This window comes from Tunturibacter gelidoferens, from assembly GCF_040358255.1.
Classification (GTDB): domain Bacteria; phylum Acidobacteriota; class Terriglobia; order Terriglobales; family Acidobacteriaceae; genus Edaphobacter; species Edaphobacter gelidiferens.
This window is the reverse complement of record NZ_CP132938.1, coordinates 2,361,460-2,375,810: the sequence shown is the minus strand read 5'-3', so window position 1 is coordinate 2,375,810 and position 14,351 is coordinate 2,361,460. Positions and strand designations below refer to the sequence as shown.

Here is a 14,351-nt window from a genome sequence, read left to right as displayed (position 1 = left end):
CGGGTTTCTTCGACAACCCCGGATTCTGACTCGATTGAGACGTGGCTCGGAGTGAATATCGTTCGCCGATCTTTCCCGATGAGGTGAGTGACCAAATGTTGGCGATGGAGTTGAGCAACTACCTGAACATTTTTGAGCACATCCGGTTGTCCCGTGAGGTGCCAGAGCGCGCCCGTGATCGAGGCGCCGGCTCTTACCAAGTTGAGCCGACGCCAACGTTCGAGCCCGCCATGAGCTTCGATTGCGAGTTTGAGTAGGTCGTCCATAGAACCTTGGCTGTGCAGAGAGGAGGGTTGTTGAGTGACGTGCCGCTCGTGTTTACTTCGGGAATGAGTCGCCGAACATCGGATTCCCGCTCTTAGACTGTTGCTCCGTAGCCTCGTCCTGAATGACATCCCAGTGTTCGACGAGAATTCCATCCTTCAAGCGAACGACGTCCGCGGCGATCCAGTTCGCCGGCAGTCCGATGTTGGAGAATCGGCCGTGAACGATGACGTAGTCACCTTCTGCAAGAATCACCCCGGGCTCATACTTTAGCGACGGCGGAGCAGCCTTGATGAGGTTGAAGAGCCCGTCTCGTCCCGGCTCGATATGGGCGCTGTGTTGAATGTAGTTGGGAGACCAGTACGACTCCGCCGTCACGTAATCGCGTTTATTGAACAGGATATCGAATGCTTCCAGTACGACCGCCTTATTCTTCTCCGCATTTGAATTGCTCATTGTTCTTCCTTTCTTACGAATCAATATTGGACGTTCTTGTTATGAGCGGGTTTATGAAGCTCGCTCAAAGTAACGAGGCAGCGCAGTAGCCCTCGATCAGATTTGCCCTCTGCCGCCATCAACGAACAGTTCGATACCCGTGACGAAACTGGAGTCATCTGAAGCTAGAAACAGCGCCGCTTTGGCAATTTCATCGGGCTCCCCCATCCGTCCCATCGGGATGGTGGACACGATCTGTACGATGGCATCTTCAGGTTGTCCATCGATAGCTGGCGTATCGGTCGGACCGGGGCTAACGACATTTGAGCGAATATGACGATCCTTGAGATCCGAGGTCCAGGTCCGCACAAAGGAACGGAGAGCGGCCTTCGTCGCGCCGTAGACACCGAAGGCCGGCGTACCTTTCACGCTTGCGACCGAGCCATTGAGAATGATAGATCCACCGTCATTCATGAGAGGAAGGGCCTTTTGTACCGTGAACAGCGTTCCCTTGACGTTGATATTGAAGAGTCTGTCGAAATGCTCTTCCGTGATCTTTCCCAAGGGAGCAAATTCAGCGACGCCGGCGTTGGCGAAAACGACATCGATTCTCCCCTTCGACTTGACGGCCTCGTAAAGACGATCAATGTCGGTCAGTTTGGCGATGTCACCCTGAACGCCAGTAACGTTATTACCGATTGCTTTCACGGCCTCGTCGAGTTCCTTTTGACGACGGCCAGTGATGAATACGTAGGCACCCTCGTTCACGAAGAGCTTTGCTGCAGCGAACCCTATCCCGGTTGTGCCACCAGTTATCACTGCTACTTTTCCTTGCAGCTTTTTAGTTGCGGCCATCGGTAGTCTTCCTCACTGTCCCTTATTCAGCTGGGGCTTGTCTTGATACGCAGCCGCAAAAACATCCTGCACGAATTTTTCAAACGAAGTCGGTGTGCTGTTTTCCGGTGAACGCGGCTCTAACGCAACGAGGACTCCTGCGTTTGATGGCCTTGTACATCTCGATGTACAAAGCGGCTCCCTTCGGCGGAACACCCATTTGCATCAAGGCCTGCTGCACCTGGTTATACGGGAACTGCTGGTAACGCAAATCCGGTTTGCCAATGCCGCGCGCAATCACAGCGATAGCTTCCGTCATCGACAGGTCGCGCTCGCCAAGCAGTTCGCGGGTTTGTTTGCTGGAAAAATCCAGGTGCAGGAGGCGTTCGACTGCGTAGTCGCCGACGTCGCGCGTCGCGATCATGGGCAGCTTCACGTCGGGTAGCAGCGCATTTCCGAACACTCCCATCCCATGAATTGTGCCGATCGCCGCCAGATTGTTCTCCATGAAATACGCGGCGCGCAAGTGCAGAACGTTCAAACCGCTGATCGCGTTCAGTTTTTGTTCCGAAGAATGCAGTCCCGCGACTGGCCCCGTACCTTCCGGAACTTGCGCACCATAGCTGCTCAAGTGCACCGCGTAGCGAAGGCCGGATTCCTTCACAGCTTTCGCGATCGCGCTACTCTCTCGCTCCTGGTCCTCCCGGGATTTCGCTGGCGGCAACAGCAAGTATGCCGCGCGTGCACCGGTGAAGGCTTTAGTGAGCGCAGCCGCATCGCTCATGTCGGCCGTGAACGCTTCCGCGCCTTTGTCCACAAAGCGCTGTAGTCGCCCCGCGTCGCGTCCCCCGACGCGCACCTTCTCGCCCTTCAATAGCAGGGAATTGGCGATGATCGAGCCGGTGTTCCCGCTTGCCCCCAAAATCACATACATGCCATTCAAGGCAACGGGTGAAATCATAGCTAGTACCTCCTTAATCTCTTAAAAAAGGTGTCGGACGTCTTCAAGATAAGCGCGTTGTTTTTCGACTGTCACTTCGGGAATGTGTCGCCAAACATGGGAAGGCAGCTGACGGATTCGGCCTTGGTCGCCTCGGCCTGCAGAACATCCCAATGTTCTCTAAGAAGACCGTCTTCGAATCGGACGACGTCGGGCCGCAATCCAAGCTGCGGGCCTTCCGTTTCCCGAGAGACGGCCGTGCGCGATGACGTAATCGCCTTCTGCGACAATGAGTTGGTTTTCGTAGCGCAACGTTTCTGGCGACGACGGACCAGAGCGAACAACCCTTCGCGTCCCCGCGCGATGTGCGCACTATGCTGGATGTACTTCGGCGACCAGAATTGTTCTGCTGCCGCGTAGTCGCGTTTGTTGAAGAGAGTGTCGAAGACTTCGAGAACGATCGACCAAAGTCTCAATTGCCCCTTTGGTAGAGGCGTAGGCAAGAATCGAGGGATTTTCCACGTCGGGCTTGCCAACCACGGTACGGGCAACAGCAGATGAGACAGCAACGATGCTTGAACCGTCGCCAAGAACCGGCAACAGTTGCTGTACCAGGAAGAACGGGCCTCGGACGTTTGTCGCAAAGAGGCTGTCAAAATCCTCTACCGTGTAATCCGCAATGCGTGCCGCCTTGCTGATTCCGGCGTTGAGCACAAGCACATCCAATCGATCGCCGACGATGGAGCGAACCTTCTTGGCAAGCAGCGAAGCGCCCTCTGGAGTTTCTAGGTCTACCGAGATTGCAGTCGCGCGTCCACCTTTCGTTTGGATTTCGGCGACGGGAGATTCCGCTTCCTGCGTGGAGCGGCCATAGTGAACCAGGACGTGGGCCCCGGCCCTGGCGAGCGCAGCCGCCGTTGCGCGTCCGATCCCTTTTGAGGCCCCCGTTACCAGCGCAGTTTTGTTTTGCAATATAGCCATAATCCCCTCTCTCAGATGTCAGTTACGAGTGCGCACCTGAAGTCGAAGGAGAGCCGACTCCTTTAGGTCGTCGGATCTCAACCAGGTCAGCACGGATACCTCTGTCGTAAGGCCCATTGACTGAGTGCGCGTTGGTTCAAGCGTTCATTCCGCCATCCACGGTAAGATTCGCCCCGGTGATGTACGAGGACTCCGCACCGGCGACAAAAGCGACCATCGCGGCGATCTCATCTACGCGTCCATAACGGTCGAGCGCTGTTGCGGCCTTCTGTGGTATCGCCCAATCACCCGAGGCGGGATTCAAATCCGTGTCGATCGGACCCGGCTGGACGTTGTTGACCGTAATGCCCCGGCTCCCCACCTCTCTGGATAGTGCCTGGGTAAACATCTTGACGGCTCCTTTCGTGGCCGCGTAGGGCACAAGCCCGGGAGCGACAGCACGCTCACCCACAGCCGAACCGACCATGATGATGCGACCACCTTCCTTCATGTGCTTCAGCGCCGCCTGCGTGGTGGCGAATACACCGCGGACGTTGATGTCGATCACACGATCCATCTCCTCCTGCGTCGCCTCCTCGAACGGTTTCGGAATGGCGGTGCCGGCATTGTTCACAAGCACATCAAGTCGACCGAAGGTCGAGACGGCCTTTTCGACTGCACCTTTGACTGCTTCAACGTTAGCAGCGTCCGCCTGGATCGCGATGGCCTTTCCGCCACCGAGTTCAATCGCTCTGACTACGGCCGAGGCCGCGCTGGCGTCCTTTGCATATGTGATGGCTACGCTTGCTCCATCGGCAGCCAGACGCTTCGCAATAGCTGCGCCAATGCCCCGCGAACCGCCAGTAACCAATGCCACTTTCTTCGCTAACTTAGACATAGAATCTCCTTTGGTATTTCTCGGAACAATTCACGAAGCCGATTCGGTAGCGATCTTGCCCGATCGTGTCGGACCCGTTATGAACCATTCAGTTCTATACGATGATGAAGGCGGGGCGAGGATGCAGAAATATTGAACTATTTAGTTCTTTATCGGATAATGTGTGTCTATGGGGCGCCCGAAGAACTTTACTCGTGAGGAAGTGCTGGAGAAAGCGATGCCTGTCTTCTGGAAACATGGGTTCGCAGATACCAGTCTTCAGGAACTGGAACGAGCCACAGGCGTGAACAAGTCAGGGCTGTATAGCGAGTTCCGAGACAAGGAAGATCTTTTTGTTGCTTGCCTTCGCCACTATCTTGAGAGCCAGGAGAAGAGAGGATTTCTTACCAGAGAGCCTCTTGGCTGGAAGAACGTCGAGAATTTTCTCAAGAATGGTCCTCTTAACAAGGGGGAACAGCAGGGGTGTTTTTCCGTCAATTCTATGCGGGAGTTCGCTATTCTTCCGGATGAGGCTTATGGGGTCGTGACGGACAATCGAGCGCTATTGCAGCGCCTTCTCGCCATGAACATCGAAGCCGAAAAACCCAGGATGGCTCCTTCAGAAATTGCGGAGATGGTGCTGTCCTTCTTCTCCGGATTGTGCATTGAACGCAACCTCAAATCCGGAAAAACCTCGTCGACCCGCAAGATCGAAAACTTTATGACAGCCCTTCGCAATCTCTAATCTGAGCCGACGCCGCTGCGCTTCGGACCGCGGCTACCATCTTCTGCCTTATCGGGCAGCGTTAGAAGATATCGATCTACGTCGAATGCAAACGGTCCGTTAGTGAGCGAGATGGCGCTCACTAACATGAATGGTCATATGGTTTAGTTTCAGATTGCCGGCATTCCGAAGTTGCTAGCAGTTCCGCGACGGCTGCACCGCCGACTTTTCCGGTACCACCAAGGATAATTGCCGCGAAACTCTGCTTCACAAATAGGACCTCTGCTTCGATAAGGATGCAACAGCCCCGTTCACTCCAGAGGGAAGCATACTTGGTCTCGGTTATACATTGAGCCAGTGAAGCATCGCTTTTCTCAATTGGCGCTATCAGGCCAACTCACTCATCGAACCATGAAAGCTAAGGCATTGGATTACTTCTGAGAAGCACGTTTGCTGTTACCGATTCCAAAGATATCAATTGCCGAACTACCCGCTCAGGGCTCATTTTTGAGCTTTCGTGCCGAGCAGAATCGGGTCAGTATCGAGAAGCGTGAGTGACTTCACCATTTGCAGTGTCTGTTCTTTGTATTTCTTGAAATGGGGAGATTGCAGATGCGCTTGATATGAAGCAGCATCGCGATAGGTCTCGAAAAGACGAATCTGTTCGGGATGAGCTTTTACGGAGACGGCATACAAGGTCAACACGCCCGGTTCCGTTCGGATAGAAGCCTCTATTTCTTCTTTCAGCGCCGCTTTGTAGGCGTTCAATTGGTCAGGATAAATTTCCAGTTCTGCGAGTCTCACAATGCGGTTATCCACCGGTTCGGTGTATCCACGCCTGACTGCCAGGAAGAGACAAGAGGCGATCAGCGGTAGCCCAAGAACTAAGGCTTGTTTCATTTTCATACTCACCTCCTGACGGCCCGCTCGGCTGCCTGTACCAGCTCAGCAAGTTTTTCTGAGGTTCCTTCGCCTCGCGGCTCAGAACGCCAGAAACTTCAGACGACACTTTCCAAAGCTGTGTTGACGTTCTTCAACGCCTTAACATCTCGGATTGGTGGTAACCCGAAGAATCTGCTGTACTCACGGCTGAACTGGCTAACGCTCTCATAACCCACTTCATATGCAGCAGTCGTAGCGTTGAATCCGTCCATCAGCATCCGCTGGCGCGCGGTTTGTAGGCGCAATTGCTTTTGATACTGCAACGGACTCATCCCTGTGAGAGCCCGGAATTGATGATGAAGGGTTGAAACGCCCATCCTCGCTGTAGAAGCGAGTGCTTCCATGTGCAGAGGCTTCGCATAGTTTTCTCTCAGCCACGAGATTGCTCGTCCTGTTCGTTGAACCAGATCGCCACTCGTTGCGATGGCGCGGAGTCTACCTGCCTGCGGTGTCCGAAGAATACGATACAGGATCTCGCGGTGAGCCAACGGACTAAGAAACGGTATATCCTCTGGCGTGTCGAGAAGCTCAAGCATACGCATCGCGGCCCTGAGCAACCCAACGGTGGTCTCACCAACAACGAGGCCTTGACGATGCGCAGAGGGTGGCCCCTCTGGAATGTCATCTCGGCTCAGAACTTCCCGGACCATCGGCATGTCGAGGCGCAGGAAAATTGACAGTAGCGGCGTCTTCTCCGAGGCTTCGATGATCTGGCTCTGAGCGGGCACATCGATTGATGAGAGCAGGAACGACCAACCATCACACAGATACTCCGTTCCGCCGAGCAGGATGCGCTTTCGTCCCTGGACAAAGATGCTTAGGCCCGGTTCGTAAGAAGCCCGGAAACAAGGAGTTGGACTCGTCCGGTGATAGAGCGACAGTCCAGGAATCGGCGTCAGATGTTCTCCAGGCTCCTCTGCCAGCTCTTTAATTCTTTGCGCAAGAGAGCGCCTCATTTCGATCGCGGCCAAATCTCGCGATCCCGCAGTTCTTTTGGGCTTCAGCATCCTTCGCCTCCCCAAAATAGCGTAACTCCAGGCAACCAAGCATGTGCATGAAATCCAACGAGCAGACAGGATCGTGCAAAGAATTGGCAGGATCGGGAAGGCGTCGACACCGCTCAGTTCACTAACCTTTGGGTAGGAGGAAGGGTTGAAAATGAGAAACCCGGTTGCCGTAACACTCTTGCTGGCTTCTATAGTGATGAACGACGTTGCTGCTGCCCAGACGAGCACTCCGCAGATCACGATCACGCCGGCCACTGCGCAAAACGTTATTACGGGCTCCCCCAAGCGATTTACTGGTTCCGTTCGTGTGCAATCGCTCTTCGATCCGACTGAGCCAAGCCGCACCAGCGGTGGCGCAGTGACTTTCCAGCCAGGTGCACGCTCGGCATGGCACACCCATCCGCTCGGCCAGATCCTGATCGTGACGGATGGTGTTGGCTGGATACGGCAATGGGGTGGTCCTGTTCAGGTCATTCGCAAGGGCGATGTCGTCTGGATTCCGCCGGGAATCAAGCACTGGCACGGAGCCACGCCGACCACCGCGATGACCCATATCGCAGTGCAGGAGAGCATCAATGGTGTCGCGGTGAACTGGCTCGAACATGTCACGAATGAGCAGTACCAACTCAACAAATAAGACAAGAATTTGGAGGAATGCAGATGAACATCTCGTTTGAGAACAAAGTTGCACTTGTGACAGGAGCCGCGTCCGGACTGGGACTCGCTACAGCCAAGGCGTTTGCTGAATCCGGTGCGTCTGTAGTGTTGGCTGACTGGAACGAAAAGGAAGTGCAGTCCGCGGCAAAGAGCCTTGCAGATAAGGGACACAAGACGTTGGCTCTCCGCTGTGACGTATCGGATGATACGCAAGTAGAAGCGATGGTGAAAGAGACCGTCGCGGCCTTTGGTCAGCTCGATGCGGCCTACAACAACGCGGGCATTCAAAACGTGCTCGTCGAAACTGCCGACTACCCGCGCGATGATTATGATCGCGTCATGGCGGTCAATCTGCGTGGCGTATGGAGCTGCATGAAGTTCGAGCTGCAGCAGATGCGCACGCAAGGCAGTGGCGCTATAGTGAACTGCTCCTCGTTGGGAGGTCTCATTGGCGGAGCTCAGCGTGCAACATATCACGCTGCCAAACACGGTGTGATCGGCTTGACCAAGAGCGCCGCCCTTGAATACGCAACACGCGGCATTCGTGTGAACGACGTGTGTCCAGGCATGATTCGGACCCCGATGTTAGACAAGATGGTCGAGGAAGGTCAGGGGGAGGAGCTCGACAAGATGCTCAGGACCCTGGTGCCGATGGGACGCATGGGCGAACCCGAAGAGATAGCGGATGCCGTTCTATGGCTTTGCAGTTCAGCCGCCAGCTATGTCACCGGCCAGTCGATCTCGGTCGACGGCGGTTATGTGATGCGTTAGAGAAAGTAATGAGCGTCCAGCCGGACAGCGTCCAAAGAATCAATACACCAACACGGCGTGACGTGTTGAAGGCAGCCATGGGCGGCATGATTGCCACGCTTTGGGGAGGTAGCCCGGCTTACGCCGAGGAGGAGAGAATGACGACTACAACGAAATCCTATGCACTACCTTCCGTGTTGACCTATGACGACGTCCGAGCGGTCTCGCCGGCGTTGGAGCACTATACGAAGGTCGCACTGCTCGATGGTCTTTGGCAACGGCCCGAGCTTTCCCCGCGTGACCGCAGTATCGTCACGGTGGCGGCTTTGATTGCTCGCATACAGACCATCGAGATGCCGTATCACTTCGCGTTGGCTATAAACAACGATGTAAAACCCAGCGAACTGTCAGAGATCATCACGCACCTGGCGTTTTATTCCGGCTGGGCGAATGCCATGTCAGCGGTTGCCGTGGCGAAGGACATCTTTCATCAACGTGGAATCGGCATCGACCAGTTACCTCCAGCGAAAGACAAACTACTTACACTGAATGAAGAAGCAGAGAGACAGAGGGCAACGCAAGTGAGCGCCAACTTTGGCGCCACCTCTCCGGGGCTCGTGCAGAATACGACCGATCTTCTGTTCCGCGATCTTTGGCTTCGCTCCGCTCTCGCGCCTCGTGATCGAAGCCTGGTTACCGTGAGCGCGTTGATTGCCTCCGGGCAGGTCGCGCAGATCACCTATCACCTCGGTCGAGCGATGGATAACGGACTGACCCAGGGACAAGCCTCTGAAGTGCTGACGCACATTGCCTTCTATGCTGGTTGGCCCAATGCCTTTTCCGCTCTGCCCGTTGTCAAGGATGTCTTCGAAAAACGACAGAAACACTAGCACATCGAAGCAGGAGGATCGAACGAATGGGTTTCTGGCCGAAAAGACGAATTGAGAAAGATCGCCGACACCGACGATCTGCACATCTCGCCGTTCCGAGAGGATGGGATGACGTACGGCACGCCCACTTGGATCTGGTCGGTCGTTGTAGACGACTCGCTTTATGTGCGCGCTTATCACGGCACGGCTTCGCGTTGGTACAAAGCCGCGATGCAACAGAAGCGTGGGCGGATCACCGCAGCGGCGATAACAAAGGACGTCACATTCGAGGCATTAGACGGAACGATCAACGAGCGGATTGACGATGCCTATCGAGCAAAGTACAAGGCCAGCCTTTACCTTCAACCAATGATTGGTAGGCATAGCCGTTCGGCAACGGTGAAAATCGAACCCAGCAAGACATAAACGCAGGGAGATGAGGATACGATGCAAAAGAAGATGCTAGGAACCAGTGGGCTCGAGCTCTCTGCCATCGGGCTGGGATGCATGCGCATGAGCGCTGGCCACGGAGAAGTGAGCGGGACCGAAGAGGAGATGATTGCCCTGCTCCGAGGCGCAGTCGAACGGGGTATCACCTTCTTCGATACGGCTCAGGTCTATGGTCCATTTTTAAACGAAGAACTCGTCGGAGAGGCGCTCGCGCCGTTACGGGATCAGGTCGTCATCGCGACCAAATTTGGCTTCGACTTTGGGCCTAGGGCAGACTCTAAGCCACAGGGTCTTTGCAGCCGTCCCGAGTACATCCGACAGACCGTGGAGGACTCGCTGAAGAGGCTCCGCGTTGAAGCGATCGACCTTCTCTATCAGCATCGCGTTGACCCCGACGTGCCGATTGAAGAGGTTGCAGGCGCGGTTCGAGATCTGATCCAGCAGGGCAAGGTCAAACACTTCGGGCTCTCGGAAGCGGGAGCACAGACGATCCGGCGTGCCCACGCCGTCCAACCTGTTACGGCGCTGCAAAGTGAATACTCACTGTGGTGGAAGCGTCCCGAGGAAGAGATAATCCCGACGCTTGAGGAACTGGGCATCGGTCTCGTTCCTTACAGCCCCCTGGGAAAGGGGTATCTCACCGGAACGATCACGGAAGATACGAAGTTTGATCCAAATGATAACCGGGGTACCTTCCCGCGGTTCTCACCTCAGGCTCTAAAGGCGAATCGTGGTTTGATCGATGTCATTCAAGCGTTCGCAGAGCGGAAGCATGCGACACCCGCCCAGGTAGCGCTCGCGTGGTTGCTTGCTCAGAAGCCCTGGATCGTTCCGATTCCTGGTACTACAAGACTACAGCGACTGGAGGAGAACATCGGGTCGACTTGCGTCGAACTCACAGCGGATGATCTTCAGGAGCTGGACAGAGCGACTGCCGAAATTCCTGTCGAGGGCGACCGGTATCCCCCGGACCTTGAGCGCATGACCTATCGATAGCGACGTAATTGCTCCAGGTAAGTCTTTGAGTTAGTGTCGCGCAATCGGAAGGCAGCTCAGTATCAACTGGTGACTTCAGGGCTTAGGACTCATTGAAGGTCGACTCGCCTTGCCTACGCAACCGTCGCCCCGGCGCGCCAACGATCTGAATAATCCCACTCCATAGTCCCAGAAAAATGTCACTCACCGCGGACCGATTTTCCGCCACGCATTCCGTAGTATATAAGGTTAGCGAGGGACAGTCGAGCGGAGCCGCCGAAGACGCGCTAATCATCTAAGTATATAAAAATAAAAGAGATGCGCATTGTACCGTATTTGTACAGGACGGAGATCATCGGCCGGCGAGACGGTTGCCCTCGGCGGATTTTGAGACCGTAGGAGCCTCAAGTTCACCGCCCAGAATCATATGGATACAGCAACTTACGAAACGTCATCGTTCGGTTCCGTAAGGTTATTTGAGGGTCTGTGAGTTCGGTTGGGACAAAGTTTGGACAAAGTCCATCGAGCCCTTCCCTCAACTGCTAAATTAGCATATCAAACAAGCCAAACTACACCAGAGAAATTGGTTCTAACGCCGGTTCTCTTTCTCGTAAGACGATGAGCGTAAGCCGCGCAAATATGGGAAAAATTGCTTCCCATTCAAAAGAGCGCCTACTTTTCTTTCCCAAACCCATGCGCGGCAGGAATAACCCCTTCATTTAAACATATGTGCTGAACCATGCAATCCTGCCATTGTGTGGAAGGATTGCATGGTTTTGTGGGAGATGGATCAACGGCTCTCAATCGTTCGACGTAACCTAGCCGCTTCGCTATCCAACCCAGCCTTTTGTAAGGCATAAATTGCATCCCATACCAAGCGCTCAAGAATCTCGATGCGCTTGTCCCGCTCCGCTACAGCCGCATCTGAGCCACACCATTGACGAATGATTGCCCATGACGCTCGATATTGATTCAACAAAGGAATGAGATATTCATGACCAGGGCGGGCAACATCCATAGACCAGTTTCGTTCCGTGGCCTCTATCGCAATCAAGACTGGCGCGGGTTCCACCATGCAAAAGCTGCGTGCCAGCTCGGCAGCTTGGTCATGCGGTAGATGTAGAACGCCATCTCGACCTGCAAACGCCGGCCATTTGAGCGTGTACTCAGGAAGCTGGCAGCGCGTTCGCAGTCGATTCAGCCAGTCCCGAGTTGTTCGTAGAATTCCGCGGTCGTAGCTGATTCCTTCGCCAACGCTTTCGAAAACCTGTTGAAGAGCTTCAGAGACAGGTGAACTCCCCTCATAACCATGGATAGAGTTGTACTCGCGAAGACGGGCGAAATCTGTCTCCTCTTGCAGGAATAGCTTATGTTCTTTCCAGGGGACGAGGATTTGTGCCGTTGTCACATAGTCCACCAAGCCTGGATGGGTATCGATCCACTGAGCCTTCCATTTGTTTCCCCTGATATGTTCGATCAGGCGTATCCGCGCAAGCGGGTCGCCAGCGACTCGCTTCTCACGAAATGCATACTCATTACCTGCCTTGAGTTCTGATTTCAGCATCGTCTGCTCGGACGCACGAAGTGGCACACTCAGTCTTTGACGGATCAAGGTAGCTCCCGGTCATGAGCGGGGGCGGTCCCCAGCCCAGGACCTCGTCGATCTCAGCGCCAGTCACCCTGTCAAATTGCCAAGCACTACATGTGATGATTCGATCAGTGATTGCAGATACCGGCAGCTTCATCGGAATAGTGCCGCCCAGCATCCTGGTCACCACGTCGCCCACGTTCAAATTCTCGAATCCTGTCATTGTGCCAACGCGATCTCTAATGTTAATTTTTGTGCTACAAAATGTGACTAGCTCTGCTCGAAGACTCTATAGCGGATTGCAAATTGATACGACATCTAATAGATGGTAACGACGCAATTGAAGCGCACTCGATCGTCGAAATCCATTAGTTGCATCGACATAGGTCTTGATCGCGAAAATCGGCCATAAACCATTGATTCGCTATTCAAAAGCTGACGCCATCAGATCTTGCTCCGCACGTGGGATATGCAATCGGCTAGCTTCACTGCGCCAGCTATGGATCGCCGTCTGAACATGCTGTAGCACACGATCAGCCTGTTGGGTCGTCAGGCCGTAATCTCTATAGGCATCCATTGCAATCGCAACATCACAAGTTGTGTCAACTTCGTTGATTGCCAAAGTCAATTCCGTGCGGTCGATCGACGGGTTCATGTCGTAGGCAGGGGAAAGCCGGATACCCTGCTCACCGATGAAAAAGCCATGATTGCGCAGGTGATCGTCTGTATTGTGAACCAGAATATTGAAGAGAACTCGGCGAAAGAGCTGCTCACAATCGGCAGCTGTGTCGGCGCCTCTTGACTGCAGGAGATCGACAAACTCCAAATAACTCGCTCCAGGCTCTCCGTCTTTATGCTGCGTGAGCGTCATAGCAGAGACGAAGGCGAGCCGCCTCCCATGCGGGGTGCGATCAAATCGCTTCACAAGAAAAGTTGTATAGGTGCTTTCCTGAAGCCGGAGCGGACGAGCTTCCGGAACAACAATACCCGCCTTCAAAGCGAGTCGGTGTGCCACCAACTCCCAGCCTCCGATGTCGCGCGTGTCCTGCCGGCTTGGAAATTTAGCGATACATAGCGTTCCCTCTTCATCTCGCACCGAGGCCTTAGGCCGCGCCCCACCCAGCGAAGTTCCGGGAGCAAATAGCTGAGTGAGCCATCTTTCATACTCTGGATGTTCTTCCTCGTTGATGTGCTGCTCAAATTGGAGGCTGGCAGCTTGCAGTTCCCGAAGCGAAGTGATCGGAGGAGCAGCCAGGTGTTCATCGCTATCGATGAACGCACCCTCAGGTGGCACACGGAAGCGTAACGCTCCAAGCCGGGTCTCATCATGCACACCCAACAGAAAGTCCCATTCTGTTAAGGTGCGGGCCCTTCGCTGCTCTTGCCGTGCGCGTGAATTTTCACGGCGCTGCATCAGCACGCGTCCCCATCGATCGGGAGACGAATCGAGAAAAATGCCGAAGTTTGCTCTGTCGGACGCTGGGTATTGATGGCCTGCCACAAGGGCAAGATCCGGATCAAACGCATAGGTCTCCGGCCCTACAAGCCATGCCTCATCATAGTTGAAGGAGAAGATTTCCCCTGACCGGCTTTGCTGGCAGTGAAGCTCTCCCATCAGGGCCGGTTGCGCAAAACGTTCGAGATCGACATAGACTTGAACGGTATCGAAACGAGTCATGCATCCCTCGGTTCGTTCTCGGCAGGTCTTTCCTTGGCTAATTTACTGGATGTCCGTTTTGGTGCGCGGCGTTTTGGAGTGAGCCCCGCATCCTGCAACTTCCGGCCCAGAACATCGTCGACAGCCAACTGCGCGAGATCGTTCTCCAGTCGTAGAACCTGCATCACTCGTGCGTAGACACCCAACGCGACACCTGGATCGCCTTGTTCCACCTTCGAGAGTGTTCGCCTCGTTATGCCGGCGCGCTGCGCAACGGTCTCCGACGAATACTTTCGCCGCAGCCGGGCAAGCTTGAGGTTCGCACCGAAGCCTTCAAGCAGGCGCGCCATACGAGGGAGTATGGCTGGAATCGTCTTCCCCATAATGAGAATTATTATACACAAAATGACAAAAATATGCGC

General features: G+C 54.6%; 16 protein-coding genes. 6 read left to right on the top strand and 10 right to left on the bottom strand.

Annotation, left to right across the window (positions count from 1 at the left end; translation table 11 throughout):
- Positions 1-318 precede the first annotated feature (318 nt).
- The 5 genes from RBB81_RS10595 to RBB81_RS10575 all read right to left on the bottom strand — a co-directional run bounded on the left by RBB81_RS10595 (position 319) and on the right by RBB81_RS10575 (position 4,331).
- A complete protein-coding gene (locus RBB81_RS10595; RefSeq protein ID WP_179581884.1) occupies positions 319-720 on the bottom strand; it encodes a nuclear transport factor 2 family protein in 402 nt (133 codons plus the stop codon).
- Positions 721-816: 96 nt separating this feature from the next.
- The gene (locus RBB81_RS10590; protein ID WP_353073660.1) at positions 817-1,554 is read right to left on the bottom strand and encodes an SDR family oxidoreductase; all 738 of its coding nucleotides are present in this window, start codon (positions 1,552-1,554) and stop codon (positions 817-819) included.
- Positions 1,555-1,633: 79 nt separating this feature from the next.
- Positions 1,634-2,494, bottom strand: coding sequence for an NmrA family NAD(P)-binding protein (locus tag RBB81_RS10585; protein WP_353073659.1), 861 nt, complete (start codon positions 2,492-2,494; stop codon positions 1,634-1,636).
- 351 nt (positions 2,495-2,845) lie between these two features.
- Positions 2,846-3,454 carry an SDR family NAD(P)-dependent oxidoreductase gene (locus tag RBB81_RS10580; RefSeq protein ID WP_353073658.1) on the bottom strand — a complete coding sequence of 203 codons (609 nt, stop codon included), beginning with the start codon at positions 3,452-3,454 and terminating at the stop codon, positions 2,846-2,848.
- 136 nt (positions 3,455-3,590) lie between these two features.
- Positions 3,591-4,331, bottom strand: a complete 741-nt coding sequence (locus RBB81_RS10575; protein WP_353073657.1) for an SDR family NAD(P)-dependent oxidoreductase — start codon at positions 4,329-4,331, stop codon at positions 3,591-3,593.
- 217 nt (positions 4,332-4,548) lie between these two features.
- Between RBB81_RS10575 and RBB81_RS10570 the strand changes: the two genes are divergently transcribed.
- A complete protein-coding gene (locus tag RBB81_RS10570; RefSeq protein WP_353073656.1) occupies positions 4,549-5,055 on the top strand; it encodes a TetR/AcrR family transcriptional regulator in 507 nt (168 codons plus the stop codon).
- A gap of 480 nt (positions 5,056-5,535) precedes the next feature.
- Here RBB81_RS10570 and RBB81_RS10565 read toward each other — a convergent pair whose 3' ends face one another.
- Positions 5,536-5,940, bottom strand: a complete 405-nt coding sequence (locus RBB81_RS10565; protein ID WP_179581878.1) for a putative quinol monooxygenase — start codon at positions 5,938-5,940, stop codon at positions 5,536-5,538.
- Positions 5,941-6,032: 92 nt separating this feature from the next.
- Entirely contained in the window at positions 6,033-6,983 is a 951-nt protein-coding gene (locus RBB81_RS10560; RefSeq protein ID WP_179581877.1) for an AraC family transcriptional regulator, read from the bottom strand.
- A 151-nt stretch (positions 6,984-7,134) separates the two neighbouring features.
- On the opposite strand from RBB81_RS10560, the gene RBB81_RS10555 reads away from it, so the two are divergent.
- Genes RBB81_RS10555 through RBB81_RS10535 form a run of 5 tightly spaced genes read left to right on the top strand, consistent with a single transcriptional unit; the run spans position 7,135 to position 10,705 of the window.
- Positions 7,135-7,620: a (R)-mandelonitrile lyase gene (locus tag RBB81_RS10555; RefSeq protein WP_179581876.1), complete on the top strand. Its 486-nt coding sequence runs from the start codon at positions 7,135-7,137 to the stop codon at positions 7,618-7,620.
- Between the two features lie 23 nt (positions 7,621-7,643).
- Complete coding sequence (locus RBB81_RS10550; protein ID WP_179581875.1) at positions 7,644-8,411, top strand: SDR family NAD(P)-dependent oxidoreductase; 768 nt, start codon at positions 7,644-7,646, stop codon at positions 8,409-8,411.
- Between the two features lie 8 nt (positions 8,412-8,419).
- Positions 8,420-9,280 (top strand): carboxymuconolactone decarboxylase family protein, encoded by an 861-nt coding sequence (locus RBB81_RS10545; protein WP_353073655.1) that lies wholly within the window; start codon positions 8,420-8,422, stop codon positions 9,278-9,280.
- A 51-nt stretch (positions 9,281-9,331) separates the two neighbouring features.
- The gene (locus RBB81_RS10540; RefSeq protein WP_353073654.1) at positions 9,332-9,685 is read left to right on the top strand and encodes a DUF2255 family protein; all 354 of its coding nucleotides are present in this window, start codon (positions 9,332-9,334) and stop codon (positions 9,683-9,685) included.
- 21 nt (positions 9,686-9,706) lie between these two features.
- On the top strand, positions 9,707-10,705 hold the full coding sequence (locus RBB81_RS10535) for an aldo/keto reductase (protein ID WP_179581873.1): 999 nt from the start codon (positions 9,707-9,709) through the stop codon (positions 10,703-10,705).
- A 769-nt stretch (positions 10,706-11,474) separates the two neighbouring features.
- On the opposite strand, the gene RBB81_RS10530 is transcribed toward RBB81_RS10535, so the two are convergent.
- From RBB81_RS10530 to RBB81_RS10520, 3 genes are all read right to left on the bottom strand, one after another.
- Positions 11,475-12,248, bottom strand: a complete 774-nt coding sequence (locus tag RBB81_RS10530) for a hypothetical protein (RefSeq protein ID WP_353073653.1) — start codon at positions 12,246-12,248, stop codon at positions 11,475-11,477.
- A gap of 448 nt (positions 12,249-12,696) precedes the next feature.
- A complete protein-coding gene (locus RBB81_RS10525) occupies positions 12,697-13,950 on the bottom strand; it encodes a type II toxin-antitoxin system HipA family toxin (RefSeq protein ID WP_353073652.1) in 1,254 nt (417 codons plus the stop codon).
- A complete protein-coding gene (locus RBB81_RS10520) occupies positions 13,947-14,312 on the bottom strand; it encodes a helix-turn-helix domain-containing protein (RefSeq protein WP_353073651.1) in 366 nt (121 codons plus the stop codon). The genes RBB81_RS10525 and RBB81_RS10520 overlap by 4 nt, the downstream gene beginning before the upstream one ends.
- Positions 14,313-14,351: the final 39 nt, after the last annotated feature.

Excerpts from the sequence above, each read along its gene's own strand:
- RBB81_RS10595 (WP_179581884.1), bottom strand. The coding sequence starts at position 720 with ATGAGCAATTCAAATGCGGAGAAGAATAAGGCGGTCGTACTGGAAGCA.
- RBB81_RS10590 (WP_353073660.1), bottom strand. The coding sequence starts at position 1,554 with ATGGCCGCAACTAAAAAGCTGCAAGGAAAAGTAGCAGTGATAACTGGT.
- RBB81_RS10585 (WP_353073659.1), bottom strand. The coding sequence starts at position 2,494 with ATGATTTCACCCGTTGCCTTGAATGGCATGTATGTGATTTTGGGGGCA.
- RBB81_RS10580 (WP_353073658.1), bottom strand. The coding sequence starts at position 3,454 with ATGGCTATATTGCAAAACAAAACTGCGCTGGTAACGGGGGCCTCAAAA.
- RBB81_RS10575 (WP_353073657.1), bottom strand. The coding sequence starts at position 4,331 with ATGTCTAAGTTAGCGAAGAAAGTGGCATTGGTTACTGGCGGTTCGCGG.
- RBB81_RS10570 (WP_353073656.1), top strand. The coding sequence starts at position 4,549 with ATGCCTGTCTTCTGGAAACATGGGTTCGCAGATACCAGTCTTCAGGAA.
- RBB81_RS10565 (WP_179581878.1), bottom strand. The coding sequence starts at position 5,940 with ATGAAAATGAAACAAGCCTTAGTTCTTGGGCTACCGCTGATCGCCTCT.
- RBB81_RS10560 (WP_179581877.1), bottom strand. The coding sequence starts at position 6,983 with ATGCTGAAGCCCAAAAGAACTGCGGGATCGCGAGATTTGGCCGCGATC.
- RBB81_RS10555 (WP_179581876.1), top strand. The coding sequence starts at position 7,135 with ATGAGAAACCCGGTTGCCGTAACACTCTTGCTGGCTTCTATAGTGATG.
- RBB81_RS10550 (WP_179581875.1), top strand. The coding sequence starts at position 7,644 with ATGAACATCTCGTTTGAGAACAAAGTTGCACTTGTGACAGGAGCCGCG.
- RBB81_RS10545 (WP_353073655.1), top strand. The coding sequence starts at position 8,420 with ATGAGCGTCCAGCCGGACAGCGTCCAAAGAATCAATACACCAACACGG.
- RBB81_RS10535 (WP_179581873.1), top strand. The coding sequence starts at position 9,707 with ATGCAAAAGAAGATGCTAGGAACCAGTGGGCTCGAGCTCTCTGCCATC.
- RBB81_RS10530 (WP_353073653.1), bottom strand. The coding sequence starts at position 12,248 with ATGCTGAAATCAGAACTCAAGGCAGGTAATGAGTATGCATTTCGTGAG.
- RBB81_RS10525 (WP_353073652.1), bottom strand. The coding sequence starts at position 13,950 with ATGACTCGTTTCGATACCGTTCAAGTCTATGTCGATCTCGAACGTTTT.
- RBB81_RS10520 (WP_353073651.1), bottom strand. The coding sequence starts at position 14,312 with ATGGGGAAGACGATTCCAGCCATACTCCCTCGTATGGCGCGCCTGCTT.